We start from the raw sequence: 26970 nt of genomic DNA on the forward strand, positions 1-26970 counted from the left end.
ATACGAGGTTTAGTAATAGTTCGAACTACAAAGATATAGCTTTCCTTTTTCTAGGAAAATAAAAAATAGGGATAAGTTTTAAACAAAAAAGTTAGTTGACTGACTTTCGGGACTTTAACCAACCATTTGCGATAACAGTAAGTAAGATGATAATGGCGCCCAAATAAAAGGTGCCGCTCATGGTTTCGGTTTGTTCAAACAATAGCATGGCCAAAATGATACCGTAAACGGGTTCGAGATTTATGGTTAACATAACCGTGTACGCATCCAAAACGCGCAGCAATGCGGTTGAGGCAATCATAGCAAAAGCGGTACAGATCGAACTTAGAATCAACAAATAGCCCAAGTCTGATAAGGAAATTTGAAAAAATGATGAAGTGAAACTTCCAGAATAGCCTAATAAAAGAGAGAAAAACAATACGCCGCCAATCAATTCAAATAATGAAATGACCACAGGTTCGTGATGGGTCACAAATTTTGTATTGATAATGGCAAAAGATGCGGATAAGAATGCCGATACTAAAGCCAAAACGATACCTTCCACAAATCGGGTTTCTACATTAAATATTAAGGCTAAACCCGCCACAACTATCAATCCAAATACGATTTCATAGCCCACAATTTTCTTTTTACTGACCAAGGGTTCGATCAACGAGGTAAAAAAAGCTCCGGTGGACAAACAGGCTAAAGTAACCGAAACATTGGACACTTTAATTGCTTTAAAAAAGGTAAACCAATGCAGCGCAATGACTACTCCCGCCAATAAAAACATTGGGATTTGCTTGATCGAATGGCGCCAATCCATTTTTTTGTAGACGATATAGCCCCAAATGAAAAATACGGCGAACAACATGCGAAACCAAACCAACGACAAGGCTTCCAAGGAAATCAATTTGCCAATAATCGCGGTAAAGCCCCAAATAAAGACTATAAAATGTAAAAGTAACTGACTGCGTAGTTTATCGTTTGGCATTCCGAAGTAAATAGATCGCTAAGATACCAAAAATCAAATTGGGTAACCACACTAAAATAATCGGTGGCGCACTAGCCTTTTCTGCCATTACCCCAAATACTTTGTCCATGAAGATAAAACCAAAGGCAATCACAATTCCGATAACCAAATTGATTCCCATTCCGCCACGACGTTTCATCGAAGATACCGCAACGGCAATCACAGTAAGAATAAAGGCTGACAAGGGCACACTGTATTTTTTATACAATACTACCAAATACACATTGATATTGCTTGACCCGCGTTGCTTTTCTTTATCAATAAATTTTACCAAATCAAAATAATTCAGCGTTTCTGCGATATAGACTACCGGAGTAAGTTCGTCCACTTCAAAAGGAAAAACGGTGTCTTTTTTCATCCCGATTTCGATATCATCCCCAAAGGCTCCCACTTTTCTTTTTTTGTAATCAAATAAAGAATAGGTGCTATCTTTTTCGTTGAATTTAATTCGCTCCGCTGTGATTTTATATTTTAATCGATCGCCTTCAAAGCGCTCCATGGCAAATTTAAAACCCATTTTGGAATCGGGATTGTAGGTACTTACATACACGTATTCATTTTCGCTAATTTGACGAAATACATCGGAGTTATCCCGCATTTCGTTTTGCCCGTTACCAATTAAATAGGTATAACGGAATGTCTTAAATCCTTCACTGGCTTTGGGCACCAAGAAAAACCCCATCAATAGAGCAAAAACAGACACTATGGATGCCCCAATAATATAGGGTTTGAGAAAACGTTGAAAGGAAATTCCCGAACTTAATATCGCGACCACTTCGGTGTTGTTGGCTAATTTTGACGTAAACCAAATGATGGATAAAAACAGAAATATCGGAAATAATAAATTGGCAAAGTAAATCGTGAAATCGACATAATACTGCGCAATAGCGGAGAAAGGCACCCGATTTTCAATCATCTTGTTCACTTTCTCAGCCACGTCGATAGTGATTCCGATAGGAATAAACAACAACAACATGGTGACAAACGTCATCAAGTACCGTTTCAATATGTATTTGTCGATAATTTTCATTAGAGACGCTGACTCATTTGTTGGACCATTTTATCTTTCCATACGCGGAAATCACCTGCGATAATATGTTTTCGCGCTTCACGCACCAACCACATATAGAATCCTAAATTGTGAATGGTTGCGATTTGCTTGCCCAAATATTCATTGGCTGCAAACAAGTGACGAAGGTACGCTTTGGAATATTCAGTATCCACAAAGGTAATTCCCATTTCGTCAATCGGAGAAAAATCGTCTTCCCACTTTTTATTCTTGATATTGATGACACCGTTGGCCGTAAACAACATTCCGTTGCGGGCATTACGGGTGGGCATTACACAATCAAACATATCAATCCCTAACGCAATATTTTCCAAAATATTGATGGGTGTTCCCACGCCCATTAAATAACGGGGTTTGTCTTTGGGTAAAACAGCGGTAACTACTTCAGTCATTGCGTACATTTCCTCAGCGGGTTCGCCCACTGACAAACCGCCTATGGCATTACCTTCAGCGCCAACGTTAGCGATGTATTCAGCCGACATTTGGCGTAAATCTTTGTACGTACTTCCTTGCACAATGGGGAATAAGGTTTGCTCATACCCATATTTTGGTGGAAGGGTTTTTAAATGTGCCACACAGCGATCTAACCAACGGTGGGTCATGTGCATACTCCGTTTGGCATAGCGGTAATCACAAGGATAGGGCGTACATTCGTCAAATGCCATAATGATATCGGCACCAATGGTACGCTGGATTTCCATGACATTTTCGGGAGAGAAAAAGTGGTAAGAACCGTCGATGTGCGACTTGAACTTCACACCTTCTTCTTTGATTTTACGATTGGCTGAAAGCGAATACACTTGGTACCCGCCGCTATCGGTTAAGATGTTGCGGTCCCAATTCATGAATTTGTGCAACCCTCCTGCTTTTTCCAAGATATCCAACTGCGGACGCAAGTACAAATGATAGGTATTTCCAAGAATAATATCGGGATTGATATCGTCTCGGAGTTCTCGTTGATGCACTCCTTTTACAGAGGCCACCGTACCTACGGGCATAAAGATGGGCGTTTCAATCACACCATGATCTGTGGTAATTTTCCCAGCACGGGCTTGGGATTGTGGATCGGTATGTAAGAGGTCAAATTTCATGGAATCGTATTTCAGCCGACAAAGATACTTTTTTTTGGAGAAGTGCGGTAGGGATTATGATTTCCTTAATTAGACAATGAGTCGATGTGGCAACCTGCCGGCAGGCAGGCAGGTGAGACAATGAGACAATGTGTCGATGTGTCGATGTGGCAAAGTGAAAATGTACTGTTCTTGTAACACGAAAATTGATAGAATGCACCAAAGGATGTTTTTAGCAGGATTGCGTGAGGGATGGAAGTGGAAAGCCCACAGCGCGGAGGCACGACAAGCGCGGACTTGCAACGGACAGCCCGACCCCGCTGCAGGTAGACTGAATTGAGAATAAGAGTTCGTGGCGGGGGCACGCCAAAAAAATTATAAATTATTGGGTGAGGAATTAGTGCGTTTTAAGATTTGTATAACCCGCAGAATCGGTGTACTTTTGTGCCACACAATAATTCATTTACAATGTCTAACATTCAACAACTACACGATTTTACAACACAAGTTCGCCGCGACATCCTTCGTATGGTTCATGCTGTAAATTCGGGTCACCCCGGAGGTTCTTTGGGTTGTGCCGAATTTTTAGTTTGTCTTTACCAAGAATTGATGGAGCGCAAAGAAGGATTTGATATGAATGGAATTGGGGAAGATATCTTCTTTTTATCCAACGGTCATATCTCTCCGGTTTTTTACAGCGTTTTAGCGCGCAGTGGCTACTTTCCAGTATCGGAATTGGCGACGTTCCGCAAACTCAATTCGCGTTTGCAAGGCCACCCGACAACGCATGAAGGCTTACCGGGCATCCGCATGGCCTCAGGTTCGCTAGGTCAAGGTTTATCTGTGGCGATTGGTGCTGCGGAAGCTAAAAAACTTAACAAAGACAACAAACTCGTCTATATCTTAACCGGAGACGGTGAGTTACAAGAGGGACAAAATTGGGAAGCCATCATGTATGCTTCTGCCAAAAAAGTGGATAATTTAATTGCTACGGTAGATTACAACGGTCAACAAATTGACGGTTCGACCAACGATGTACTATCTTTGGGGAATTTACGTGCTAAGTTTGAAGCGTTCGACTGGGACGTTTTGGAAATCAAAGAAGGTAACAATATCGAAGCGATTTTAGCGGGGATGCAAGAAGCCAAAGCCAAGACAGGTAAAGGCAAACCTGTAGCCGTTTTATTGTATACTGAAATGGGGAATGGTGTTGACTTTATGATGCACACGCATGCTTGGCATGGTAAAGCACCCAACGACGCACAATTGGAAAGCGGTTTGGCACAAAACCCCGCAACTTTAGGTGACTATTAATCGGCAGAATCTCATGAAAAAATACGAAAATACAGGAAGTAAAGATACCCGCTCTGGATTTGGAGCTGGGATGACCGAATTGGGTCAGACAAACGAAAATGTAGTCGCTTTATGTGCCGATTTAATTGGCTCGTTAAAGTTTGATGATTTCAAAAAAAATCACCCGGAGCGCTTTTTCCAAATTGGAATTGCAGAAGCCAACATGATTGGTATTGCAGCGGGAATGACGATTGGTGGAAAGATTCCGTTTACGGGAACGTTTGCCAATTTCTCTACCGGACGTGTGTACGATCAAATTCGTCAATCGGTAGCGTACTCGGATAAAAATGTAAAAATCTGTGCTTCGCATGCGGGATTAACGTTGGGCGAAGACGGTGCAACTCACCAGATATTAGAAGATATTGGGTTGATGAAAATGCTTCCGGGCATGACAGTAATCAATACCTGTGACTATAACCAAACAAAAGCGGCGACCATCGCCTTGGCAGATCACCACGGTCCGGCCTATTTGCGTTTTGGTCGTCCGGTAGTACCGAATTTCACTCCTGCGGACGAACCTTTCATTATTGGGAAAGCGATTTTGTTGAATGAAGGAACGGACGTAACCATTATTGCTACTGGCCATTTGGTTTGGGAAGCTTTGGTGGCAGCAGAAGCTTTGGAAGCGAAAGGAATTTCGGCCGAAGTGATCAACATTCACACCATCAAACCACTGGATGAAGAAGCGATTTTGAAATCGGTGGCCAAAACCGGTTGTGTGGTTACGGCAGAAGAACACAATATGTTGGGCGGTTTGGGCGAAAGTGTAGCCCGTACCTTGAGTTTGAATCATCCTGCTCCCCAAGAATTTGTTGCGGTACAAGATTCGTTTGGCGAAAGTGGTACTCCTGAACAATTGATGGAGAAATACGGCTTGAACAGCGCTTCGATTGTGGCCGCTTGTGAAAAAGTAATGACTCGAAAATAATTCGATCACAGGTATACAAAAAAGGCTCCCTATGGGGAGCCTTTTTTATTGATTGGCATTTGGGTATGTAGAGAAAGACAATTATGTTTCTCTACATACCCAAAGTGCAAAAAAAAAGGAACACTATTGTGTTCCTTTTAAACTGAGCCGATGGAGGGACTTCCCGAATCCACTGCGTTCCTCGGGATAAACTTCTCGTCCTAGATGAAATAAAAAAGGAACACTAATGTGTTCCTTTAAACTGAGCCGATGGAGGGACTCGAACCCACGACCTGCTGATTACAAATCAGCTGCTCTAGCCAGCTGAGCTACACCGGCGGTATTCAGTGGTGCAAATATAAAAGTGAAATTTAATTCTCCAAAATTATTTGACCACTTTTTTGGAAAAAAATTTGCTTATAATGCGTTGATTTTATCAACCAATTGATTAGCAGTTGCTTCCAATGCTGTATTAATTTGCTTGAAATGTGCTTTTTTATTTTCCACATTTTTAGCATTTACTTGGGTCATTAAGTCGTCAAAAGCCACTAACGCCTCAGTAATAATCATTTGAGTCGGTTCTGTAGGTTTACCTGCAGTTGTCATTTCCAATAAATAAACCGCTTCGATGATATCACCCAATACGTAGTTAATGTCTTTTTTTAAGTTTCTTACACTTGCCATAACGCGTTGTATTTTTAAATTTTGTGCAAAGTTAAGGATTATCTTCGGATTGGAGTTAGGAAATTGTGATTTCTAACAATTCGGCATTTCCCTCTAACTGAACTGGTCCGAGACCAGCGGGGAGTAAGACCGTCATTCCCTTTTTGATTTCCATTGTTCCCTCAGCATACTTTAGTTCCACAGTTCCTTCAACCACCATCAGAACGGTAAATGTTTCATCGGATTGGTTCACCATAGCCTTTCCTTGGAGTGGCAGTATTGCTGTGGTAAAGTAAGGACAATCGACCATAACATTGGAAGTATTGGCTACTTTACTGTAGGTTTTTTTACTTGCCGTTTTTTGATAATTGATGGCATCCAATGCCAATTCCGTGTGCAATTCCCGCAAATTACCTTGGTCATCGCGTCGATCAAAATCGTAGATACGGTATGTAATATCCGAAGTTTGTTGAATTTCAGCAATCAACGCACCCGCACCGATGGCATGAACTGTTCCCGTTTCCAGAAAGAAAACATCGCCTTTTTGTACGGGATGTTTTACCAACAAATCAACTACTTGATGATTATCTACTGCTGCTTGATAGGCTTGCAAATTGGAATCTTCTTTAAATCCTACGATTAATTCCGTGCCCGAATCCGCTTGCATCACGTACCACATTTCCGTTTTACCAAAAGAATTGTGCCGTTCTTTGGCTAAAGCATCATTGGGATGGACTTGAATGGATAAATCCTCTCGCGCATCAAGAAATTTGAATAATAAAGGAAATTGAGTTCCAAATTGGGCGACCACTTTCTTTCCTAAAACCGCTTCTGGGTTGGATGCCACTACAGCATTCAAATCGTTTCCAGCTAAAACACCATTGGCCACCACGCTTACATCACCCGGCACAGTGGATAGTTCCCAACTTTCTCCTGAGATTTCTGAAACTATAGGTTTGTGTAAAAGGTCGCGCAATTTTGTTCCGCCCCAAATGCGTTCTTTGATAATGGGTTCGAATAACAAAGGATACCAATTCATAGAAAAAATATAATGGGCAAAAATAAAGGGTTTATTGCATTCCCCCTAAAAAATGAAGTTAAACCTTCTTTTTCAAAAAAGCCAAAGCGCGTTCCATATGGCCGCTTCCGCTGATAGAGTCAAAGATATAATGTACTTTTTGATCCAAACCGATCACGTAGGTGGCACGACCTTCAACAAATCCAAGTAAATCATTGGGCACACCAAAAAGTCGGCGAATTGTTTTTTTGGTATCGGCTAAAAGAATAAAGGGCAATTGAAATTTGGATTGGAATTTGACATGGGAAGTTACCCCATCCGAACTCACGCCGATTACCTCAGCTCCAAGATCTGTAAAATCTTGATAGGCATCGCGAAAGGAACAGGCTTGGGTAGTACAACCGGGCGTGTCGTCTTTGGGATAGAAATACACGACCAACCATTTTTTACCAAAATAATCTTGGGTGTCAAATGCATTCCCATTGGAATCAATTCCTGAAAAATGAGGAACCGTATCACCGACCTTCAATGCCATATTATTCGCCTTTATAGGTTACAAAATTGCGAGGTGTTTCATATAACACAATTTCTAAATCCTTATCAATAGCAATATGAGGACGCAATTTATTCCAAATCACAACCGCAATATTTTCTGCTGTTGGATTCAGATCTTGAAATTCAGGAACGTCAAGGTTTAGGTTTTTATGATCAAAAGCATCTTCCACCAAGGATTTTACCAAATCAGAAATAATTTTGACATCAATCACATAACCTGTTTCGGGATCGATTTCACCCGTAACCGAAACGATCAATTCATAATTGTGACCGTGGAAATTGGGATTATTGCATTTGCCAAAAACCAAATCATTTTGCTCCATCGTCCAATCTTTTCGATACAAACGGTGGGCAGCATTAAAATGAGCTTTTCGAGATACGGTGACGCGCATGATTATAATTTATGATCTTCTAAATAATGATAAAATTCGTCAAATATGATTTTAAACCATACGGTGTAAAGCTCGGGTTGGTTTTTCATGTCTTGACGAATCGCTTCAATATCCATCCATTTCCAACTTTCCACTTCATCCGGATTAATATTGGGTTCGCCATTATAATACCCAATCATCACATGATCCAATTCATGTTCAGTCAAGCCATTATCAAAAGGCGCTTTATAGATGAAATGAAACAATTCTTTTAGTTCTGTTACAAACCCCATTTCTTCTTCCAAACGTCGCTTTCCAGCTTCCAAATTGGTTTCACCAGCCCGCTGATGGCTACAACATGTATTCGTCCACAACAATGGGGAATGGTATTTATGATGAGCCCGTTGTTGGAGCATGACTTCATTTTTATCATTTAATACAAAAACAGAAAATGCACGATGCAAAACGGCTTTCTCATGAGCTTCCAACTTATTCATAAGGCCAATGGGCTCGTCGTTGGTATTGACTAATATTACTTGTTCCTCTTTCATAATGTATGGTCGTGTTCAAAAATACAATAAATATTGGGGATATGTGGGAAACATAAAAGAACAACCGTTAAACTTTCCTTAAACCCAAACCGCAAGTAAACTAAACTACATTTTAAAACGTAAATCCTATTTAACTTTGTAGCACTAAGAACGACAATCTATGAAACCACTGTATTATTTTGTAACATTGTGTATGCTTTTCACACTAACAGCTTGTGGTCAGTCCCAACCTAAAAAGTCGAAAGCATCCAAAAATTCAACCATGGAAAATGTAATTCAAAAACCGGAAAATCCCTACTATTCAAACACTGATACGGCCAAATTGACCTTAACAGATGCTGAATGGAAAAAAGTTTTACCACCGGATTTGTATGAAGTGGCGCGACACGCGGACACGGAACGCGCATTTACCGGTGCGATGTGGAAAAGTGAAACCAAGGGCACTTATTATTGTGCTGCCTGTGGTAATAAATTATTTCGTTCCAATCAAAAATTTGTCAGCAGCTGTGGCTGGCCCAGTTTTTTTGAACAAGACAACCCAAAAAGCATTTGGTTTCGCCCTGATAACTCTTACGGCATGCAACGTGTTGAGGCGTTATGCAGCCGTTGTGATAGTCATTTAGGTCATTTATTTGACGACGGTCCCGAGCCTACAGGCAAGCGTTATTGCATGAATGCCGTATCATTGGATTTTGTTCCCGATGCTGCTGAGATTGCCGCACAACAAAAAACCTTAGTTTTTGGAGGCGGTTGTTTCTGGTGTATGGAAGCCGTATTTAGTGAGATGCATGGCGTTACAAAAGTCACTTCAGGATATGCTGGAGGTACTGTTGAAAATCCGTCGTATGAGGAAGTTTGCACGGGACGAACCGGTGCTGCTGAAGTAATCGAGATTGTTTATAATCCGAATGAAACCAATTTGGACGAATTGTATCAAGTCTTTTTCACCTTACACGATCCAACTACGCTCAATCGCCAAGGTGCCGATGTAGGTACTCAATATCGTTCGGTTATTTTTTATCAAAATGAAGATGAAAAAAAAGAAGCGCAATCGTTGATTGACGAACTGAATTACAAACATGTTTATCCCAATAAGATTGTCACAACGCTGGAACCCTTAAAAAAATTCTGGCCTGCCGAAAATTATCATCAAGGATATTTTAAAAACAATAAAGACAAACCGTATTGTCAGTTGGTTGTTCGTCCAAAAGTTGAAAAATTCGAAAAAGTATTTAAGAATTGGAAGAAAAATAAAGAAGCCCATTAATTTGGGCTTTTTTTATGCTAACGATTCTGCAATTTTTAACGCACATTTTTCTCCATCAATGGCGGCAGAAATGATACCGCCTGCATACCCTGCTCCTTCCCCACAAGGATACAATCCTTTGATTTGTAAATGTTCTAATGTATAGGGATCACGCGGAATACGAACGGGTGAGGATGTCCGACTCTCAGGCGCATGCAAAATGGCATCATTGGTAAAATAGCCCTTCATTGATTTTCCAAATTGCACAAACCCTTCGCGCATGATTTGGGTTAAAAACGATGGGAAAACTTCGCCCAATTCAACCGATGTAGTACCTGGAACATAAGACGTCTTTGGAATTTCTGCCGATACTTTCTTTTGGGAAAAATCCATCATACGCTGAGCGGGCACTTTTTGGGTTTGACCCGCCAAACGAAAAGCACGTTGTTCAATATCTTTTTGAAATTCCATTCCCGCTAAAGGACCATACTTGGCATAAGGTTTAAAATCTTCTAAACGCAATTCAACTACAATCCCTGAATTGGCGGTAGCTTGATCGCGTTTGGAAGGCGACCAACCGTTGGTTACTACTTCTCCCGGACTCGTGGCACAGGGTGCAATAACGCCTCCCGGACACATGCAAAACGAATACATACCGCGGCCGTTGACTTGCTTCACAATGGAATACGGAGCTGGTGGAAGGTAATCACCTCGAAAATCACAGGAATATTGTATTTGATCGATCAAGGTTTGTGGATGTTCGGCGCGCACACCTAAAGCAAAAGGTTTGGCTTCGATTAGAATTTGTTTTCGATCCAACAACTCAAAAATATCCCGTGCCGAATGTCCCGTTGCTAAAATCAGTTTTTTGGCTTCAATACGTTGTCCATTCTGGAGTTCGACCCCTTGCACTTCATTACTCGAAATCAAAATATCAGTTACCCGGGATTCAAACAATACTTCGCCACCAAAATGAATAATGGCTTCGCGAATATCTTGAATAATTTGCGGGAGTTTATTGGTACCAATGTGCGGATGCGCTTCCACTAAAATTTCGGGAGAAGCACCAAATCCAACTAAAAGACGAAGTATCCGATCTACATCGCCCCGTTTTTTGGAGCGGGTATATAATTTACCATCCGAATAGGTTCCGGCACCGCCTTCACCAAAACAATAATTGGAATCCTCATCGACAATATGATCTCTGTTGATGGCTTTCAAGTCGCGTCGACGGCCGCGCACATCTTTACCCCGTTCGACAACAATGGGTTTGAGTCCTAATTCGATTAATTGTAACGCGGCAAACAATCCCGCAGGTCCCGCACCTACAACAATCACTGGGGTTTTGTGGGTTACGTTGGGATAATCGGGCAAATGAACTTCTGTGTTTTCGATCACTTCGCCTTCAAAATAAACATTGGCTTTGATGTTGATTTTGATTGCACGTTGACGCGCATCAATACTTCGTTTCAAAACATGGACAAATTGAATTTCTGTAGTTGCAACATGCATCATTTGTGCAACCTGTTTTTGCAATAACTCGGGTTGAGCAGCTACTTCGGGAGTGACTTGAAATTGAAGTTCTCTTGGCATAGCGCAAAAGTACTACTTTCAATTTGAAATTAATACAACCCGTGAAATCCTACTCAAAAATTGCCTATTTTTGAATTAATAATTTTCAACAGCCATGAAAAAAATAATTACAATCGCTTACTTATTCACTTGTCTTTTTGCAACCTCACAAAGTATTACCGTGAGCACAAATCAATATACCGTACCACAACTAGTCAACAATGTATTATTTGGTAATTCGACAACGAATTGTGCCAATGGGAATATCACTAATGTGAGTTGGCGAACGGGTTCGAACTATAATGATGTTAATGGTATCGGTTATTTCACCAATACAAATCCGAACTTTCCATTTTCTTCGGGAGTCATTTTATCTACCGGCAATGCTGTTTTTGCAGCAGGACCCAACAATTCTACTTTATCCAATGGCAGTTCACTTTGGACAGGCGATTCCGATTTATATAATTACATTAATGGATTAGGAATTGATCCTGGTTTATTAAATTTTAATAACGCAAGTGTAATTGAATTTGATTTTCAACCCTATTCAAGTCAATTTGCTTTTGACTTTCTATTTGTTTCGGAGGAATATGGCACATTTCAATGTACTTTTTCCGATGCCTTTGCTTTCTTTTTGAAGGATATCACAGCGGGTACACCTCCTGTTAATTTAGCACTTGTACCCAACACCTCTACCCCAATTTCTGTGGTTACCGTCCGTGATTCACAATACAATAGCTCTTGTAACTCGGTGAATCCTCAATACTTTGCCAATTACTATTCACAAACATTTCAATCCACTTCTCCTATCAATTTTAACGGACAAACCACAGCTCTCACTGCAGCTTCTAGCGTAGATCCAACCCATACGTATCATATAAAACTGGTTATTGCAGACCGTAACGATAATTCTTATGATTCGGCTGTATTTCTTAAAGCAGGATCTTTTTCTTCAGGAATCGGCAATCTTATCGTAAATAATCAAAATTCAATTTCTACGTATCAAAGATGCCCAAATGAAGTTGTCACTTTACAAACAGGTACAGTAACGATTCCCAATGTAACGTATACCTGGTACCAGAATGGTGCTGCATTACCGGCCATCACAAGTACAACACTCGCAGCAACAGAAGCTGGCATTTATAGCTTAGTGCTTAGCGGAGCAAATGGCTGCACGATTTCCTCAAATACCTTAACAATTACAGACACGCCTTTTGGACCTATAAGTGAACCATTAAATCTCACAAGTGTCACAGGAATTTTTGACTTAACTTCAAACATACCTGAACTTTTAAATTTAGTATCAAACCCGAATGATTATAATGTAACTTTTTATGAAGGTGGAAGTAATGGAATCAATTACAATGGATTAATAAACAACCCTACACAATATGCAGGTGTAAATAATCAATTGATTTATGCTCTTATAGATAACACAAATTGTAATCAAATCAAATCATTTATATTAAATCCGACAACAGGACCATCAAATGACCCTTGTATAGGTGCAATCAATTTAACTGTTGGAGGTGTATTCAATGATTTCCCTGTAACTGCCACCAATAGTGGGGCAACAAACGAACCGTTCTTTCCTCAAAGTTTTTGTGATGGAAACTTTACGGCTCGGGATGTTTGGTATTCATTGCAAGTACCAAACTCAGGAAATGTCACGATTGAAACCCAAGGGAATGGTGGCTTAACAGATACTGTTTTGGAAGCGTTTTCATCGTGTACTTCACCCGTTTCTTTAGGATGTAACAATGATAATAATCCGAACACCAATAGGCTAACTACTGGCAATTTATTTTCAAAACTCGTTTTGACTGATTTAACTCCTGGGCAAACGATTTTTGTTCGCGCCTTTGGAAAAAGTGAAAGCATGGGTAGTTTTTCAATTGCAGCGTATGATTCGAGTTTAGGACAGCAACAATGGAATTCGAATGGTTTTCAAATAGCTCCAAATCCCGTACAGGATATACTTCAAATAACCAATTCTGAACACATCCATTCCCTTCAAGTGCATAGTTTATTGGGGCAAAAGTTGTTACAAATCAATCCTAGTTCAAATTCTTTTGAACTTGACTTTTCAAATTTTCAAAGTGGAATTTACTTGATAACTCTGGTTACTGATTCGGGTTCAAAAACTGTGAAAGTGATCAAGAATTAATGTTTTGCAGCATCAAAAGCCAATAATGCAAAGGATGCCAACCAATGTTCCCCCTCATAATTGCCATCGATTATGGCGGGTAATGAATAATTTAGATGACTTTGGGCTACTACTTTCAAATGACCAAGTTCTTTGGGGAAAGCATGAGCTAAACGGTATAAATTCCAAGCCCGACTAAAGTTTAAACCATCCAAATGAACCAAATGACCGTCGGTGCGGTCACTCACTTCGCCGGGTGCCCAGGTATAATTTTTACGAAATAAATCGGGAGCGAAAGCCTTCAACCATTTCAAAAAAGTTTTGGGTTCTAAAACACGTTGCATCAAGCCAATTTCTTCCATACACGGCGAAAGGAAATCGGTTCCACTGGGTTCCCACGCAAAGGGACAATTTTGATCATTTGCAAATAACCGCAAGGCATTATCATGAAGACTTTTTTGCAACACTTCATTTTTTGAATACACCGCATAATCCCAAGCCAATGCCATTCCGAAAGCCGTATTCGTGTGGGTTCCTACCCGTAAGGCATAGTTTAATTTGGGCAAAAATTCGATATAGCGTTCACATAACAATTGGGTTAAGGGTTTTAGATTTTTGGCCAATTCCAATAAAACAGGGTCCTTACTTTGTTCCAATTCCATTTGTAATTTTAATTCCCATGCCCAACCGTAAGTCCGCTCATACGACTTCTCATGTTTTTTGGACAAATAAGCTATTTCGGTTTCAATGTTGGCTTTACTAAGATTGACTTGTAGTTTTTCTAAAATTTGACTTCGGTTTTCTATTTGGGAAAAATGATTGAGCAAGTACACTAAACTCCAATGCCCATGAACGGAAGAATGCCAATCAAAACAGCCATAAAAGGCAGGATGTAATTGTTTGGGCGAGCCTAATTCAGAAGCATCTATTAACATTTGACTCAATTTATTGGGATACTCTTGTTGGAGACATTTCAAGGGCAAACGCGCCAAACCGTTAGCGCGATCCAGTGTTAATTCCTGTGCTTTAAGGTTAACTAAATTGAATAGCGCAAAGAATAAAATTGCTTTTTTCATCGATCAGAATTTAACGTAAAGATACTGTATTCCATAAAAAAGGCCGGAGACTTCCGACCTTTTCTATTGTAATTACTATTTAAATTATCGTTTGACAAATTTCACATTTGAAGTTCCAGTTATTGTTTTCACTTGAACTAGATATAATCCTGCGGCCAAATCATTTATAGAAATTGAAGTAAAAGATGTCTTGACCTCTTTTACTAATGCACCATTTGCATTGTAAATCAAAAGGGATTGAATATCAAGTTGATTTGGATTTTGAATAAACAATTGATCATTTACAGGATTGGGGTATATTGAAAACTCAGCATTTTCATTTTGAGCTATACCGAGTGCTACAGCATTTTCCAAATAATCTGGACTTCCATTAGCATTGGTATCATCATCTGCAGGATTTCCATTCCCATTGTAGTCTTCGAATTTTGTTAATACGCCATCATTATCATCATCATTATCTAGATAGTTTGGAATTCCATCGTTATCCGTATCTATGATTGTGCTTTGTGAAGAACGAATATTAACATATTCAACTACAGTTAAAACCAAATCGTTGTCATCATCGTTGTCAATAAAATTTGCAAAACCATCCATATCTGTATCATCATTAAATAAGTTTCCGTCATTATTGATATCCTCCAGATAATTTGGTATAGAATCTTGATCATCATCAAGTGTACAACCAACCTCAACTAAAAAAACATTTATTATTTCTCCGTTATTTACGGCAAGAATAATTTGGTTGTCATATAGAGAAGTGTACGATGAACTCAATATTTCATTAGTTTCGTTGTTCAAATCACTTGTTGATGGGTAAAAAAGTACAGAACTCGGTGATGTTGGATTAATTTCATTCCTAATAAGATCTAGCGAAAATGTTGAGACCCCATCAATATCATTATCACACGCCATATACATGTATGATTCCGTTATTGCTCTAGAATAACGGTGACCTTCATTTGTTGCAGACCATGACCCCAAATTTCGTGATATTGGTGCAACCCCTAAAGTCCCATCTGCATTAATTAAACCCGATAGTATTCTTGAGTAATTCCAACTTGGACAAGGCTGAACATTAACAAACATGACATCAATAAAATTTGTTGATTCATGAAGAATCATTTGAAACGAACTCGTCAAGGTTGTAGCACATCCATATAAGTAATTTTGATAGAAATTAACAACAAATTTTCTATGAGGAGCATTGCCTACAATTCCGTATGTAATGGGGTAAGGAGTTGTAATACCATACAAATATAAATCGTGATACGCGCCTAAAATTGCATTTTTAATTGGAAAATTTATATTTGGAATTGGAGTAGTAAAAGAATATGGATTTAATGTATTTGCTAATGCAGTATTAAAACTAAGTACACCGTTTGTTCCTATTACTAATGAATTGTAATTAATCCCATAAAATTGAAATGTGAATGGTAAATTAATTTCTTGAGAATAGCGATCATCATATATAGCAATTGGAGTTGACTGTACTGGGTAATTCTGAAAAGGTATCGAATATACCGTATGTGTTACTTGTGCAACTGAAAAAAAATTAAAAAAACAAACAAATAGGATTAATAAAGTGGAGTTTTGTCGCATATAGATTAAATTAAAATTCAAATGTAAAAAAAAATACTCAATTAAAACTAAAATATTGGATGCTAGGCTCTAAAGCAACAAGTCATGTATTTACTATCCTTAAAAAAGTTTATTTTGAGAACTTACAATAGACTGTTTACACAATAATGTGGCTTGTTCCTTGAAACAAATTTTACTTAAATCTTATTTACTGCTATGAATTAAAAATAAAAGTCTTTTTATAAATTTTAACTTGTGTAAGGAGTACAACGTATTAATTAAAAAGGCCGGAGACTATCCGACCTTTCCTAAGAAAATTGATTTATAGATTTATCGTTTGATAAATTTTATCGTTGAAGTTCCCGTTGTTGTTTTCACATGAACTAAATACAATCCAGCAGCCAAATCATTTACAGGCACAGATTCTATAGCTGTATTAACTTGTTTAACCAATACCCCATTTGTATTATAAATCAAAATGGATTGGATGTCGAGTTGATTGGGATTTTGAATAAATAATTGATCATTTACAGGATTGGGAAAAATTGCAAAATCTGCATTTTCATTTTGATTTAGACCCAACGCTACAGCACTTTCCATATAATCAGGAGTTCCGTTGGCATTGGTATCATCATCAGCGGGATTTCCATTCCCATTGTAGTCTTCTAAATAAGTTAGAACACCATCCCCATCATCATCATTATCCAAATAATTGGGTGTTCCATCATTATCCGTATCTAACGCCACATTTACTGAAGTTGTAGCCGAATTGGTTTTGGGGAACACATATTCTAAATTGGTTAAAATCATATCTCCATCATCGTCATTGTCACTGTAATTTGGAATACCATCGGCATCGGTATCGTCATTGGCCAAATTAGTATCAGCATTTAAATCTTCTAAATCTGTGGGCACTGAATCACTATCCGCATCAATTGTACAATCAATAGCTTGAAGTGTAACAGCTTTTATTTGTCCATTATAAACCGCATAAATTACTTGGTTTTGGGATAAAGAAGTATAAAACGGTCCTGTAATTGCATTTGTCTGTGCTCCTGCATCTGCCATAGTGGGATATAGATTTACTGAAGATGGATTGGAGGGAAATAAATCATTTTGAATGACAGCGACATTGAAATCGCCAATTCCATCATTGTTGGGGTCACACAAAACATAACTATAATTGGCATAATAACCAGGACGACTAAAGCGCCAGGCTTCATGATATGCGGACCAAAAACCGGTATTTCTTCCCGCAGGTGAGATTCCGTTGGCTCCAGAAATATCAATCAAACCCGTCACGGTACGACCTGCATTAGCATTGGCACAAGCTTGTTTATCGATTAAGATAACATCAATAATATTGGACGTTTCATGCAACACAATCTGAAAAGTACTGCGCATAGAAGAACAAGCAAATAGTGCATTTTGATAATAATACACTATAAATTTTCGATAAGGAGCTGTTCCATAAACGGTATATCCGATGAAACCTCCTGTGGTATTGTACAAATCCTGATACGCTCCTAATATGGAATTTTTAACTGGAAAAGCGGTATTCGGGATAGTTGTAGAAAAAGAAAATGGTGAATACATGTTGGCACTTGAACTTCTCAAATCTACATATCCATTAGTGCTTATAACCACTTGGTTATAGGTTGCTCCATAATAATCAAATGAAAAGGGCAATGTAATAAGACCTGAACACATATCATCACTGGTATTCAAGTTGGTCATCGAACCTTGATACGGCACATAAGGAATGGTATTCACTGCGTAATTCCCTTGTGCATTTCCATTATTTACGCCTAACAACATAAACAATGCAATTAAAATGTAATTTTGCTTCATAATTTTAGTTTGTTTAACCAAACATACAAAAAAAAATCATAAACTCTGATAATTAGCTGTTTAATGAATCGAAAAATAAAACTCATCTGGGATTTTCGTGGTCCCGCTGCTGCAAAAACTGCGGAACATCACGAAATTCATTTGAAAGAATACATCGTTATTGAAAAACTCCCTTTGAACATTACTGGATTTAACATCCTAAATGAAATGCACGCCATCGCATTTATGGTAGTGGAAGAAGCCCAGATGATAGCGGTGCGAGATGCTTTGAAACCGCATCGGGGTGAAGTGTATGAATGAAAAATTATGAATTATGAATTTTAAATTATGAATTATACGTAGAACCTGTCGTTTGGCAGGTTTTTTTTCGCCGATTAGCAGGTTTTAATTTAGGGTTGAACCGAGCACAATTCGCGTGAGGGACAGTCGTGGAAAGCCCACAGCGTAGGGTACCGAAGCGAGGACTTGTAACAAATGGCCCGACCCGTAGGGGCACGCCCAAAAATTATTTTGAATTGTGAATTTTAAATTAAAAATTAAAAAAACCGCAACTCAATTGCTTGAATTGCGGTTCCAAACCATGTGCGTAGTTTGTGCCTAATTGGCCACTTCGCTGATGAACTTGATGCGCATCAACCGAAGCTCTTCAATATCGTAATCGCCATCAAATTCGCGCAAGGCATCTTCGATACGATCGGTTTCTGAATCCATAAAATACTCGTGAATTTCTTCTTGCTGGTCTTCGTCTAGAATTTCGTCAATCCAATAGCCAATATTTAATTTGGTCCCCGAGTACACGATTTGTTCCATTTCTTTCAATAAAGCATCCATATTCATTCCCTTGGCCGAAGCAATATCGTCTAAGGAAAGTTTACGGTCGATATTCTGAATGATATATAATTTATTGGAAGAATTGGCTCCCGTTGATTTTACTACCAAATCATCGGGACGAATGATGTCATTATCTTCTACATAACGGGCAATCAATTCCACAAATTCTTTCCCGTATTTTTTGGCTTTTCCTTCCCCTACCCCGTGAATATTGGTGAGTTCGTCAATCGTAATCGGATATTTTAACGCCATATCTTCCAAAGAAGGATCTTGGAACACCACAAATGGCGGTACGCCCAATTTTTTGGCTACTTTTTTTCGCAATTCTTTCAACATGCCCATCAATGCTTCATCAGCAGTTCCCGTGGATTTGGCCGCAGCAACGATAGTATCGTCTTCGGCTTCACTGTACTCATGATCTTCTGACATGAGGAATGACGTTGGCTTTTCAATGTAAGCATGACCGGCATCGGATACTTTTAAAATGCCATAGGTTTCGATGTCTTTGTTTAATAAACCATCGACCAACACTTGGCGAATTAACGCCATCCAATAGCGTTCATCAAAATCACTACCACATCCAAAAAACGGCTGAGTATCGGTTCGATGTGCCTTTATGGTAGCATTGACACGACCAATTAAGGTAAATACAATTTCTTTGGATTTGTATAAATGTTTGGTGTCGCGCACCACTTCCAACAGTTGTTTAACTTGATCTTTGGCTTCGACTTTCGATTTCGGATTGCGAACATTATCATCCATGTCGGCACCTTCCCCGGTTTCCGAATCAAACTCTTCCCCGAAATAATGGAGTAAAAATTTACGGCGTGACATCGAAGTTTCGGCATACGCCACTACTTCTTGGAGCAACGCATAGCCAATTTCTTGTTCGGCTACGGGTTTACCCGCCATGAATTTTTCTAACTTTTCTACATCTTTATAGGAATAGTAGGCAATACAATGTCCTTCGCCTCCATCACGACCGGCACGACCGGTTTCTTGGTAATAACTTTCTAAGGATTTCGGAATATCATGGTGAATGACAAAGCGCACATCGGGCTTGTCAATACCCATTCCGAAAGCGATAGTAGCCACCACAACCTCAACGTCTTCCATCAAGAACATATCTTGGTGTTTGGCACGGGTTTTAGCATCCAAACCTGCATGATAGGGAACTGCACTAATGCCATTCACCTGTAAGACTTGGGCGATTTCTTCTACTTTTTTGCGACTCAAACAATAGACAATTCCCGATTTTCCTTTGTTTTGTTTGATGAATCGAATAATGTCGGCCTCAACGTTTTTCGTTTTGGTTCGAACTTCATAAAACAAATTCGGACGATTAAATGAAGCTTTGTACACCAACGCATCCGTCATGTCCAAGTTTTTCAATATATCTTCCTGTACTTTGGGAGTTGCAGTAGCAGTCAAACCAATGACTGGAATATTTCCTAATTGTTTAATAATCGATCGTAAGTTTCGGTATTCAGGTCGGAAATCATGACCCCACTCCGAAATACAGTGGGCTTCATCGATGGCCACAAAAGAAATAGGAACGGATTGTAAAAACTCCACATATTCCTCTTTGGTCAGGGATTCTGGAGCCACATACAATAATTTGGTGACACCAGTAGTAATATCTTTTTTAACCTGATTGATTTCCGTTTTATTCAACGAAGAATTTAAGACGTGAGCCACACCTTCAGCCGAAGATAAACTGCGAATAGCATCTACTTGGTTCTTCATCAAAGCAATTAATGGAGAAACAACTATAGCCGTCCCTTCTTGAATCAAGGCCGGTAATTGGTAGCATAAGGACTTCCCGCCACCGGTGGGCATAATCACAAATGTATTCTGTTTATCGATCACACTGCGTATCACTTTCTCCTGCAATCCTTTAAACTGCGAGAAACCGAAATACTTCTTTAACGCTTCGTGGATATCAATTTCGTTTGAATTCATTCTTTAGTTAAGGGTATTTTTATCTAAATTTGCAACCATAAATATACAACAAACTTCTGTACGTACAAATTTTATAACATTTCATTTTGATAACGAAAGAAGCCATCCTTACTAGCGCAAAACGGACACTTTTATCTGAAAGTGCATCCATCGCGAAACTGACTGATTTTATTGACGATACCTTTGCCACGATAGCCGAACTCATCTACCAATCCAACGGACGATTGGTGGTGACTGGAATTGGGAAAAGTGCCATAATTGCACAAAAAATAGTAGCCACTTTAAATTCAACCGGTACACCCGCTTTATTTTTACATGCTTCGGAAGCGATTCATGGCGATTTAGGCATGGTGCAACCGGGCGATCCCATCATTTGCATTTCTAAAAGTGGCAACAGTCCAGAAATCAAAGTTTTGGCTCCACTATTAAAACGCAATGGCAATACATTAATTGGCATGACGGGTAATCCCGAATCGTATTTAGGAAAAGAGTCGCATTACATTCTCAATACGTGGGTGGCCGCTGAATCCGATCCGAATAATTTGGCGCCAACCAATAGTACGACAGCACAATTGGCGATGGGAGATGCTTTGGCTGTTTGTTTGATTGAAATGCGGAATTTTTCTGCCGAAGATTTTGCTATGTACCATCCCGGTGGTGCTTTGGGTAAAAAATTATTATTGAAAGTCAACGACCTACTTGAGGCGAGTCGCCGACCTGAAGTTCGACCCGACACCAGCATCAAAAACGTCATTGTTTCCATCTCGGAAGGACGTCTTGGCGTAACAACTGTGGTTGAAAATCAAAAAGTTGTAGGCATTATCACCGACGGGGATATTCGAAGAATGTTGAATAAAACAGAAACAATCACCGGATTGACAGCACAAGACATCATGTCGGTCAACCCTAAACATATTCAATCTGACACTTTGGTTGTGGATGCCTTAAATACAATGGAAAATTACGCCATTACCCAATTGATTGTTGTGGATGAAGGCGAATACAAAGGCGTAATCCATTTGCATGACATTTTAAAAGAAGGAGTCGTATAATGGCATCAAAAGCAAAAAAAGACATGTCCTTCATGGAACATTTGGAGGAGTTGCGTTGGGTTTTGGTGCGGAGTACCTTGGCCGTTATTATCATGGCCATAGTAGTGTACTTCTTTGAAGATTTTGTATTTGACACATTAATCTTCGGACCTACAGACCCCAACTTTATCACCTACCGATTATTTTGTGAAGCCTCGCATTATGTGGGATTTGCAGAAAGTATTTGTATCACCGAACTCAATTTTGTGATTCAAAATACAGTCATGGAAGGGCAGGTCAATGTTTTTATATGGATCTGTATTACGGCCGGTTTTATCTTGGCTTTCCCCTATATTTTACTGCAGTTTTGGAATTTTATTGCACCTGCTTTGTATGAAAAAGAACGCAAAAACGTAAAAGTTTTCATTTTCGTTTCTTCACTACTTTTCTTCATTGGTGTCTTATTTGGTTATTTTGTGATTGTTCCAATGACTCTTAACTTTTTAGCCACCTTTTCAATTAGTGATGTGGTCAAAAACGAGTTCAATTTGGAATCCTACATCAGTATGATTAAGACCTCCGTGATTGTGAGCGGATTGTTTTTTGAATTGCCTGTCATTATCTATTTCCTAACCAAATTAGGAATTGTTACTGCTGGATTCTTGCGGAAATACCGAAAGTATGCGATTGTTATCGTATTAATTATAGCGGCTATTGTCACGCCACCCGATGTGGTGAGTCAAGTGACTGTAGCTATCCCAATGTTATTAGTATTTGAAGCCAGTGTAATCATTGCGGCTTTGGTTGAAAAAAGGAAAAAAGCATGAGTAATTTAGTCGAAGAATTCAACGATTACCGTTCACGCATGAACGAAAAATTATTGGCCGATAACAATTTGGTCATTAAACGAATCTTTAATTTAGACACCAACGCCTACAGTGCGGGTGCTTTGGATGTGAAAACCAAAGAACTTTTGGGACTTGTTGCTTCAGCGGTTTTGCGTTGTGACGATTGCATCAAATACCATTTGGAAACTTCATACAAAGAAGGTATCACGCGGGAAGAAATGATGGAAGCCATGGGTATTGCTACTTTAGTGGGCGGAACCATTGTCATTCCGCATTTGCGAAGAGCTTACGAGTTTTGGGAAGCGCTTGAAGAAACGGGAAAATAATCATTTAACAGCGTATTGGCAGTTATGCATTGAAAAAATGTAGTATTTTGCCTCTCAAACTGAACGTACCATGAAATTACGTGCCGATCATTTAATCAAAACCTATAAAAAAAGAACCGTTGTAAAGGGCATTTCTGTGGAAGTGAACCAAGGAGAAATTGTGGGCTTACTGGGTCCGAATGGCGCCGGAAAAACTACCTCGTTCTACATGATTGTGGGATTGGTCAAACCCAATTCGGGGAATATCTATTTGGATGATTTGAACATCACGGATTATCCCATGTACAAACGCGCCCAACACGGAATTGGGTATTTGGCACAAGAAGCGTCTGTTTTTCGTAAGTTAAGTGTGGAAGATAACATCATGAGTGTACTTCAATTGACCAATTTAACCAAAGAACAACAGGAAGCCAAAATGGAGAGCTTGTTGGACGAATTCAGTTTGCAGCACATCCGCACCAACCGAGGCGACTTGCTTTCGGGAGGAGAACGCCGACGTACGGAGATTGCACGTGCACTGGCAACCGATCCGAAATTTATTTTGTTGGACGAACCTTTTGCCGGTGTTGACCCGGTTGCCGTGGAAGACATTCAGCGCATTGTAGCGCAATTGCGCAATAAAAATATTGGGATTTTAATCACCGACCATAACGTACAAGAAACCTTGGCGATTACCGACAAAACCTATTTGATGTTTGAAGGCGGGATTTTGAAAGCAGGTATTCCCGAGGAATTGGCGGCTGATGAAATGGTTCGAAAAGTGTACCTGGGACAAAACTTCGAACTTCGTAAAAAGAAATTGGAATTTTAAATTCTCTCGAATATAGCAGTTTTGCGTGAAGGATTGCAGCAAGTACCCACCGGACGTTAGGGAGGTGCGTACTGCGGAAAGCCTGACCCCGTTTATACATTAAAAAAAATATAGAGAATTACTAACGGGGGCACGCCCAAAATATTTTTATATGAAAAAATGGGATGACGCCACTTTAAAACGTTGGAAAGAAGACCCCAACAACTGGAAATGCGGTGGCTTATTTTACTACAACCCTGAGGATCCACGCCTATTCCCGCCGAAACCGATAGAATGGATGGGGTGGACATTTAATTTTGCCAATCCGAAATCGGTGATTGCTTTTGTGGTGATTGTAGGAATTGTGCTCGGACTAATCGCTTTGATTTAATTAATTTTTGGTGAGATACCCCAACATTTTCGGTGTTCCGTTGTAGAGATTGACATCGACTTTTTCTGGGATTCCGTTGACCAATCCTTTTTCTGAAAACTGCCAAAACAGCCAATCCGATTGCATTTCTTCGGCAAAGAAATTGTAATTCGCGACCCAAAAAGTGTAGGCCGAAAATTCTTCTTTTAAAAAATCTTCGTAATATTTTTGACCCGAATACAGTATGGGTTTGACCCCGTAATGCTTTTCCACGGCATCGAGCCATTTTTGCAATCCAACTTTCAATCGCGTCATGGATTGGTTGGAGGGAAGTTGTTCAATATCCAAAACAGGAGGCAAATCCCCAGCTTTTAAGTGCACCGTTTTAATAAAGCGTTTTGCTTGTTCCAGCGAATTTTCATCGGGGCGGTAATAATGATAGGCACCGCGAATAAACTTTTTGGCTCCTTTCCAGTTGGCATCAAATCGGTTATCCTCGCGGTCGTTGCCACAGGTTGCGCGAACAAACACAAAACGAATGGGTCGGCTTTCAATCGAATCCACCGCTTCCCAATCGATTTCCCCTTGGTATTCGGACACATCGATGCCCGCGGATAAGTTGGGGTGGTTTTGAAAAATCTGGTAAATACGAGCTTGCGCGACTTTATCTTCTTTGAGTGTGTGGCGGGATTTGAAACTAAAATAGTAAAGAATGGCATTTTTATAATGCACGGCAGTCGCTAAAATCACGAGACTGATTACGCCAATCAACAAGAGTTTTCCCCATGAAAATCGGGTAGCTGTTTTGCGTTTTGGGGAAACTTTTTTACGGGCTCGGGTCGCCATGCAAGAGGTGTTTTTAAGCTAACTCTTTTTTTGAAAAAATAGTATTCAATACTGAAAGTAACACGTAAGACACGATGATCAAGGGTACGGCAACGACTTTTAACAAGACAATTAAGGCTACTGAAAAGAACACAAATCCGATTTGGAGTTTGTATTTGGCTACGCTAAAATTTTTGATTTTTAGGGAAAACAACGGAATTTCAGCATTCATTACGAAAGCACTCAGCACCGTAATGGACAACAACACATATTTATTGACCAACAAATCGCCCCAAAATGTATCACCTTGGTACTGCAACACTAAAGGCAAACTCATGATAAACAAGGTATTGGCTGGTGTTGGTAATCCGATAAACGAATCGCTTTGACGGGTATCGATATTGAAATTGGCCAAGCGATAACAAGCGCCAAGTGTGATGATAAAACCGAGATACGGTAAGTAATCGGCTAACGGCATGTGAAAGGTCATTCCGCTCAACAAATACACCATGGTATAACCGGGTGCGACACCGCTAGTGACCATATCAGCGAGGGAATCGAGTTGCACACCCAACGGACCAGCTACGCCAAATTTCCGAGCGAAAAATCCGTCGAAAAAGTCGAAAAAGATACCGAGGCATACAAAATAAAAGGCATATTCAAAATTGAAATCAGACACCAAAACGATGGCAATACAACCGCAGAAAAGGTTTAACAGTGTGAGTAAATTCGGAATATGCTTTTTCACCGACATGAAATTAAATTTAAAACACAAAGGTAGTACAATAAGTGAATGTACAAACACGTTTAGAAACAGAGTTTTCGACAGCCTTGTGCTTGGATTACCCTCCTAAATTGCTATTTTTGAAAAAAAATTGACCTTGAAAAAAGTATTGCTATTCCTACTTTTGTTGCCGACAGCATTTCTTTCGGCGCAATCGGTGCGCAAGTATTCCAATGAATTCATGAACATTGGTGTCGATGCGGCTGCTTTTGGTATGGCCAATGCGATGGTCGCACAAACCCAAGATGTCAATTCGGTGTATTGGAATCCGGCAGGATTAGTGCATTTAGAAGACGGACAAGCGTCGTTTATGCACGCGAATTATTTTGCCAACATTGCTCAATATGACTTTGCGGCCTATGCCCAACCGATTGATACGGAAAGTGCTTGGGGAATCTCGATGATGCGATTTGGGGTAGACGACATTCTTAATACAACCCAATTAATTGATAGCGAAGGCAATATTGATTACAACCGCATCAGTAAATTTTCAACGGCAGATTATGCACTGACTCTTTCATACGGTCGTAAGTTAAAAATCCCCGGATTTCAATACGGTGTAAATGCCAAAGTCATTCGAAGAATCATTGGTAATTTTGCCAATTCTTGGGGTTTTGGATTTGACGCCGGTTTGCAATGGGATCGCGATAATTGGAATTTCGGGTTGATGGTACGGGACATTACCACTACGTATAATGTTTGGGCGATTAACGAAGAAGAATACAACAAAATCAAAGGAGCAGTTGCGGGTCAGAATCAAGATTTACCTGAAAGTACGGAAATCACAGCTCCCAAAGCCCAGTTTGGCGTTTCTCGAGAATTTGATTTGCATAACGAAACCTACTTGCGCGTTTCGGGTAATTTGAATATGCAGTTTACCAAAACGAATGATTTGTTGGCGACAGACATAGTGAGTATTGATCCGGCGCTTGGCGCGGAATATAATTATACCGACTTGATTTTTGTTCGTGCAGGTTTAGGCAATTTCCAAAATGTTACCCAAATTGACGGCAGTAAAAAAATTGGTTTTCAACCCAACATTGGTATTGGTTTCAAATACAAAGGCATCCAGGTGGATTATGCGTTGACCGATTTAGGCGACCAAAGTGCGGCGTTGTATTCCAATATATTTTCTGTAAAAGTTGACTTTAGTATCTTCCGATAA

The 26970-nt window shown here is 39.6% G+C and carries 26 protein-coding genes and 1 tRNA gene; 11 read left to right on the top strand and 16 right to left on the bottom strand.

Annotated elements, in window-relative coordinates; all coding sequences use genetic code 11:
• Window positions 1-91: 91 nt before the first annotated feature.
• Genes EQG61_RS10055 through tgt form a run of 3 tightly spaced genes read right to left on the bottom strand, consistent with a single transcriptional unit; the run spans window position 92 to window position 3172 of the window.
• Complete coding sequence (locus EQG61_RS10055) at window positions 92-973, bottom strand: DMT family transporter (RefSeq protein ID WP_129461793.1); 882 nt, start codon at window positions 971-973, stop codon at window positions 92-94.
• Entirely contained in the window at window positions 960-2042 is a 1083-nt protein-coding gene (locus EQG61_RS10060) for an LptF/LptG family permease (protein ID WP_129461794.1), read from the bottom strand. Before EQG61_RS10060 ends, EQG61_RS10055 begins: the two co-directional genes overlap by 14 nt.
• Entirely contained in the window at window positions 2042-3172 is a 1131-nt protein-coding gene (gene tgt, locus EQG61_RS10065) for a tRNA guanosine(34) transglycosylase Tgt (protein WP_129461795.1), read from the bottom strand. Before tgt ends, EQG61_RS10060 begins: the two co-directional genes overlap by 1 nt.
• A gap of 447 nt (window positions 3173-3619) precedes the next feature.
• Between tgt and EQG61_RS10070 the strand changes: the two genes are divergently transcribed.
• Complete coding sequence (locus EQG61_RS10070) at window positions 3620-4465, top strand: transketolase (RefSeq protein WP_129461796.1); 846 nt, start codon at window positions 3620-3622, stop codon at window positions 4463-4465.
• A 13-nt stretch (window positions 4466-4478) separates the two neighbouring features.
• Window positions 4479-5432 carry a transketolase family protein gene (locus EQG61_RS10075; RefSeq protein WP_129461797.1) on the top strand — a complete coding sequence of 318 codons (954 nt, stop codon included), beginning with the start codon at window positions 4479-4481 and terminating at the stop codon, window positions 5430-5432.
• Window positions 5433-5676: 244 nt separating this feature from the next.
• Here EQG61_RS10075 and EQG61_RS10080 read toward each other — a convergent pair.
• From EQG61_RS10080 to idi, 6 genes are all read right to left on the bottom strand, one after another.
• Window positions 5677-5750: transfer RNA gene (locus EQG61_RS10080), tRNA-Thr, on the bottom strand.
• Window positions 5751-5828: 78 nt separating this feature from the next.
• Window positions 5829-6095, bottom strand: a complete 267-nt coding sequence (locus EQG61_RS10085) for a hypothetical protein (protein WP_129461798.1) — start codon at window positions 6093-6095, stop codon at window positions 5829-5831.
• A 55-nt stretch (window positions 6096-6150) separates the two neighbouring features.
• Window positions 6151-7113 carry a type I phosphomannose isomerase catalytic subunit gene (locus EQG61_RS10090; protein ID WP_129461799.1) on the bottom strand — a complete coding sequence of 321 codons (963 nt, stop codon included), beginning with the start codon at window positions 7111-7113 and terminating at the stop codon, window positions 6151-6153.
• Between the two features lie 58 nt (window positions 7114-7171).
• Window positions 7172-7627 carry a peroxiredoxin gene (locus EQG61_RS10095; protein ID WP_129461800.1) on the bottom strand — a complete coding sequence of 152 codons (456 nt, stop codon included), beginning with the start codon at window positions 7625-7627 and terminating at the stop codon, window positions 7172-7174.
• A gap of 1 nt (window position 7628) precedes the next feature.
• The gene (locus EQG61_RS10100; protein ID WP_129461801.1) at window positions 7629-8039 is read right to left on the bottom strand and encodes a 6-pyruvoyl trahydropterin synthase family protein; all 411 of its coding nucleotides are present in this window, start codon (window positions 8037-8039) and stop codon (window positions 7629-7631) included.
• A gap of 2 nt (window positions 8040-8041) precedes the next feature.
• Window positions 8042-8569, bottom strand: a complete 528-nt coding sequence (gene idi, locus EQG61_RS10105; RefSeq protein WP_129461802.1) for an isopentenyl-diphosphate Delta-isomerase — start codon at window positions 8567-8569, stop codon at window positions 8042-8044.
• 160 nt (window positions 8570-8729) lie between these two features.
• On the opposite strand from idi, the gene EQG61_RS10110 reads away from it, so the two are divergent.
• On the top strand, window positions 8730-9836 hold the full coding sequence (locus tag EQG61_RS10110) for a bifunctional methionine sulfoxide reductase B/A protein (RefSeq protein ID WP_129461803.1): 1107 nt from the start codon (window positions 8730-8732) through the stop codon (window positions 9834-9836).
• A gap of 12 nt (window positions 9837-9848) precedes the next feature.
• Here the strand turns inward: EQG61_RS10110 and EQG61_RS10115 are convergent, their stop codons facing one another.
• Window positions 9849-11408: an NAD(P)/FAD-dependent oxidoreductase gene (locus EQG61_RS10115; protein ID WP_129461804.1), complete on the bottom strand. Its 1560-nt coding sequence runs from the start codon at window positions 11406-11408 to the stop codon at window positions 9849-9851.
• A 94-nt stretch (window positions 11409-11502) separates the two neighbouring features.
• Here EQG61_RS10115 and EQG61_RS10120 point away from each other — a divergent pair, with 94 nt between their 5' ends.
• The gene (locus EQG61_RS10120) at window positions 11503-13554 is read left to right on the top strand and encodes a choice-of-anchor L domain-containing protein (protein WP_129461805.1); all 2052 of its coding nucleotides are present in this window, start codon (window positions 11503-11505) and stop codon (window positions 13552-13554) included.
• Here the strand turns inward: EQG61_RS10120 and EQG61_RS10125 are convergent.
• The 3 genes from EQG61_RS10125 to EQG61_RS10135 all read right to left on the bottom strand — a co-directional run bounded on the left by EQG61_RS10125 (window position 13551) and on the right by EQG61_RS10135 (window position 18038).
• Window positions 13551-14609: a DUF2891 domain-containing protein gene (locus tag EQG61_RS10125; RefSeq protein ID WP_129461806.1), complete on the bottom strand. Its 1059-nt coding sequence runs from the start codon at window positions 14607-14609 to the stop codon at window positions 13551-13553. The genes EQG61_RS10120 and EQG61_RS10125 overlap by 4 nt on opposite strands.
• A gap of 84 nt (window positions 14610-14693) precedes the next feature.
• The gene (locus EQG61_RS10130; protein WP_129461807.1) at window positions 14694-16208 is read right to left on the bottom strand and encodes a T9SS type A sorting domain-containing protein; all 1515 of its coding nucleotides are present in this window, start codon (window positions 16206-16208) and stop codon (window positions 14694-14696) included.
• A 309-nt stretch (window positions 16209-16517) separates the two neighbouring features.
• Window positions 16518-18038, bottom strand: a complete 1521-nt coding sequence (locus EQG61_RS10135; RefSeq protein ID WP_129461808.1) for a T9SS type A sorting domain-containing protein — start codon at window positions 18036-18038, stop codon at window positions 16518-16520.
• A gap of 63 nt (window positions 18039-18101) precedes the next feature.
• Here EQG61_RS10135 and EQG61_RS10140 point away from each other — a divergent pair, with 63 nt between their 5' ends.
• Window positions 18102-18338, top strand: a complete 237-nt coding sequence (locus EQG61_RS10140; protein WP_129461809.1) for a hypothetical protein — start codon at window positions 18102-18104, stop codon at window positions 18336-18338.
• Between the two features lie 297 nt (window positions 18339-18635).
• On the opposite strand, the gene recQ is transcribed toward EQG61_RS10140, so the two are convergent.
• The gene (gene recQ, locus EQG61_RS10145) at window positions 18636-20831 is read right to left on the bottom strand and encodes a DNA helicase RecQ (RefSeq protein WP_129461810.1); all 2196 of its coding nucleotides are present in this window, start codon (window positions 20829-20831) and stop codon (window positions 18636-18638) included.
• Window positions 20832-20917: 86 nt separating this feature from the next.
• On the opposite strand from recQ, the gene EQG61_RS10150 reads away from it, so the two are divergent.
• The 5 genes from EQG61_RS10150 to EQG61_RS10170 all read left to right on the top strand — a co-directional run bounded on the left by EQG61_RS10150 (window position 20918) and on the right by EQG61_RS10170 (window position 24217).
• A complete protein-coding gene (locus EQG61_RS10150; RefSeq protein WP_129461811.1) occupies window positions 20918-21883 on the top strand; it encodes a KpsF/GutQ family sugar-phosphate isomerase in 966 nt (321 codons plus the stop codon).
• The gene (gene tatC / locus EQG61_RS10155; RefSeq protein WP_129461812.1) at window positions 21883-22689 is read left to right on the top strand and encodes a twin-arginine translocase subunit TatC; all 807 of its coding nucleotides are present in this window, start codon (window positions 21883-21885) and stop codon (window positions 22687-22689) included. Before EQG61_RS10150 ends, tatC begins: the two co-directional genes overlap by 1 nt.
• Window positions 22686-23036: a carboxymuconolactone decarboxylase family protein gene (locus tag EQG61_RS10160; protein WP_129461813.1), complete on the top strand. Its 351-nt coding sequence runs from the start codon at window positions 22686-22688 to the stop codon at window positions 23034-23036. Before tatC ends, EQG61_RS10160 begins: the two co-directional genes overlap by 4 nt.
• A 70-nt stretch (window positions 23037-23106) precedes the next feature.
• Window positions 23107-23847: an LPS export ABC transporter ATP-binding protein gene (gene lptB, locus EQG61_RS10165; protein ID WP_129461814.1), complete on the top strand. Its 741-nt coding sequence runs from the start codon at window positions 23107-23109 to the stop codon at window positions 23845-23847.
• Between the two features lie 151 nt (window positions 23848-23998).
• Window positions 23999-24217 carry a DUF5808 domain-containing protein gene (locus EQG61_RS10170; RefSeq protein ID WP_129461815.1) on the top strand — a complete coding sequence of 73 codons (219 nt, stop codon included), beginning with the start codon at window positions 23999-24001 and terminating at the stop codon, window positions 24215-24217.
• Here the strand turns inward: EQG61_RS10170 and EQG61_RS10175 are convergent, their stop codons facing one another.
• Entirely contained in the window at window positions 24218-25042 is an 825-nt protein-coding gene (locus tag EQG61_RS10175) for a glycoside hydrolase family 25 protein (RefSeq protein ID WP_129461816.1), read from the bottom strand.
• A 13-nt stretch (window positions 25043-25055) separates the two neighbouring features.
• A complete protein-coding gene (locus EQG61_RS10180; RefSeq protein ID WP_129461817.1) occupies window positions 25056-25775 on the bottom strand; it encodes a CDP-alcohol phosphatidyltransferase family protein in 720 nt (239 codons plus the stop codon).
• Between the two features lie 127 nt (window positions 25776-25902).
• Here EQG61_RS10180 and EQG61_RS10185 point away from each other — a divergent pair, with 127 nt between their 5' ends.
• Window positions 25903-26970 (top strand): putative type IX sorting system protein PorV2, encoded by a 1068-nt coding sequence (locus EQG61_RS10185; RefSeq protein ID WP_449404207.1) that lies wholly within the window; start codon window positions 25903-25905, stop codon window positions 26968-26970.

The sequence above is a fragment of the Flavobacterium stagni genome, from assembly GCF_004122105.1.
GTDB lineage: Bacteria > Bacteroidota > Bacteroidia > Flavobacteriales > Flavobacteriaceae > Flavobacterium > Flavobacterium stagni.

Bases quoted from the DNA above. Each gene is read 5' to 3' on its own strand.
- EQG61_RS10055 (WP_129461793.1), bottom strand. From the start codon at position 973: ATGCCAAACGATAAACTACGCAGTCAGTTACTTTTACATTTTATAGTC.
- EQG61_RS10060 (WP_129461794.1), bottom strand. From the start codon at position 2,042: ATGAAAATTATCGACAAATACATATTGAAACGGTACTTGATGACGTTT.
- tgt (WP_129461795.1), bottom strand. From the start codon at position 3,172: ATGAAATTTGACCTCTTACATACCGATCCACAATCCCAAGCCCGTGCT.
- EQG61_RS10070 (WP_129461796.1), top strand. From the start codon at position 3,620: ATGTCTAACATTCAACAACTACACGATTTTACAACACAAGTTCGCCGC.
- EQG61_RS10075 (WP_129461797.1), top strand. From the start codon at position 4,479: ATGAAAAAATACGAAAATACAGGAAGTAAAGATACCCGCTCTGGATTT.
- EQG61_RS10085 (WP_129461798.1), bottom strand. From the start codon at position 6,095: ATGGCAAGTGTAAGAAACTTAAAAAAAGACATTAACTACGTATTGGGT.
- EQG61_RS10090 (WP_129461799.1), bottom strand. From the start codon at position 7,113: ATGAATTGGTATCCTTTGTTATTCGAACCCATTATCAAAGAACGCATT.
- EQG61_RS10095 (WP_129461800.1), bottom strand. From the start codon at position 7,627: ATGGCATTGAAGGTCGGTGATACGGTTCCTCATTTTTCAGGAATTGAT.
- EQG61_RS10100 (WP_129461801.1), bottom strand. From the start codon at position 8,039: ATGCGCGTCACCGTATCTCGAAAAGCTCATTTTAATGCTGCCCACCGT.
- idi (WP_129461802.1), bottom strand. From the start codon at position 8,569: ATGAAAGAGGAACAAGTAATATTAGTCAATACCAACGACGAGCCCATT.
- EQG61_RS10110 (WP_129461803.1), top strand. From the start codon at position 8,730: ATGAAACCACTGTATTATTTTGTAACATTGTGTATGCTTTTCACACTA.
- EQG61_RS10115 (WP_129461804.1), bottom strand. From the start codon at position 11,408: ATGCCAAGAGAACTTCAATTTCAAGTCACTCCCGAAGTAGCTGCTCAA.
- EQG61_RS10120 (WP_129461805.1), top strand. From the start codon at position 11,503: ATGAAAAAAATAATTACAATCGCTTACTTATTCACTTGTCTTTTTGCA.
- EQG61_RS10125 (WP_129461806.1), bottom strand. From the start codon at position 14,609: ATGAAAAAAGCAATTTTATTCTTTGCGCTATTCAATTTAGTTAACCTT.
- EQG61_RS10130 (WP_129461807.1), bottom strand. From the start codon at position 16,208: ATGCGACAAAACTCCACTTTATTAATCCTATTTGTTTGTTTTTTTAAT.
- EQG61_RS10135 (WP_129461808.1), bottom strand. From the start codon at position 18,038: ATGAAGCAAAATTACATTTTAATTGCATTGTTTATGTTGTTAGGCGTA.
- EQG61_RS10140 (WP_129461809.1), top strand. From the start codon at position 18,102: ATGAATCGAAAAATAAAACTCATCTGGGATTTTCGTGGTCCCGCTGCT.
- recQ (WP_129461810.1), bottom strand. From the start codon at position 20,831: ATGAATTCAAACGAAATTGATATCCACGAAGCGTTAAAGAAGTATTTC.
- tatC (WP_129461812.1), top strand. From the start codon at position 21,883: ATGGCATCAAAAGCAAAAAAAGACATGTCCTTCATGGAACATTTGGAG.
- EQG61_RS10160 (WP_129461813.1), top strand. From the start codon at position 22,686: ATGAGTAATTTAGTCGAAGAATTCAACGATTACCGTTCACGCATGAAC.
- lptB (WP_129461814.1), top strand. From the start codon at position 23,107: ATGAAATTACGTGCCGATCATTTAATCAAAACCTATAAAAAAAGAACC.
- EQG61_RS10170 (WP_129461815.1), top strand. From the start codon at position 23,999: ATGAAAAAATGGGATGACGCCACTTTAAAACGTTGGAAAGAAGACCCC.
- EQG61_RS10175 (WP_129461816.1), bottom strand. From the start codon at position 25,042: ATGGCGACCCGAGCCCGTAAAAAAGTTTCCCCAAAACGCAAAACAGCT.
- EQG61_RS10180 (WP_129461817.1), bottom strand. From the start codon at position 25,775: ATGTCGGTGAAAAAGCATATTCCGAATTTACTCACACTGTTAAACCTT.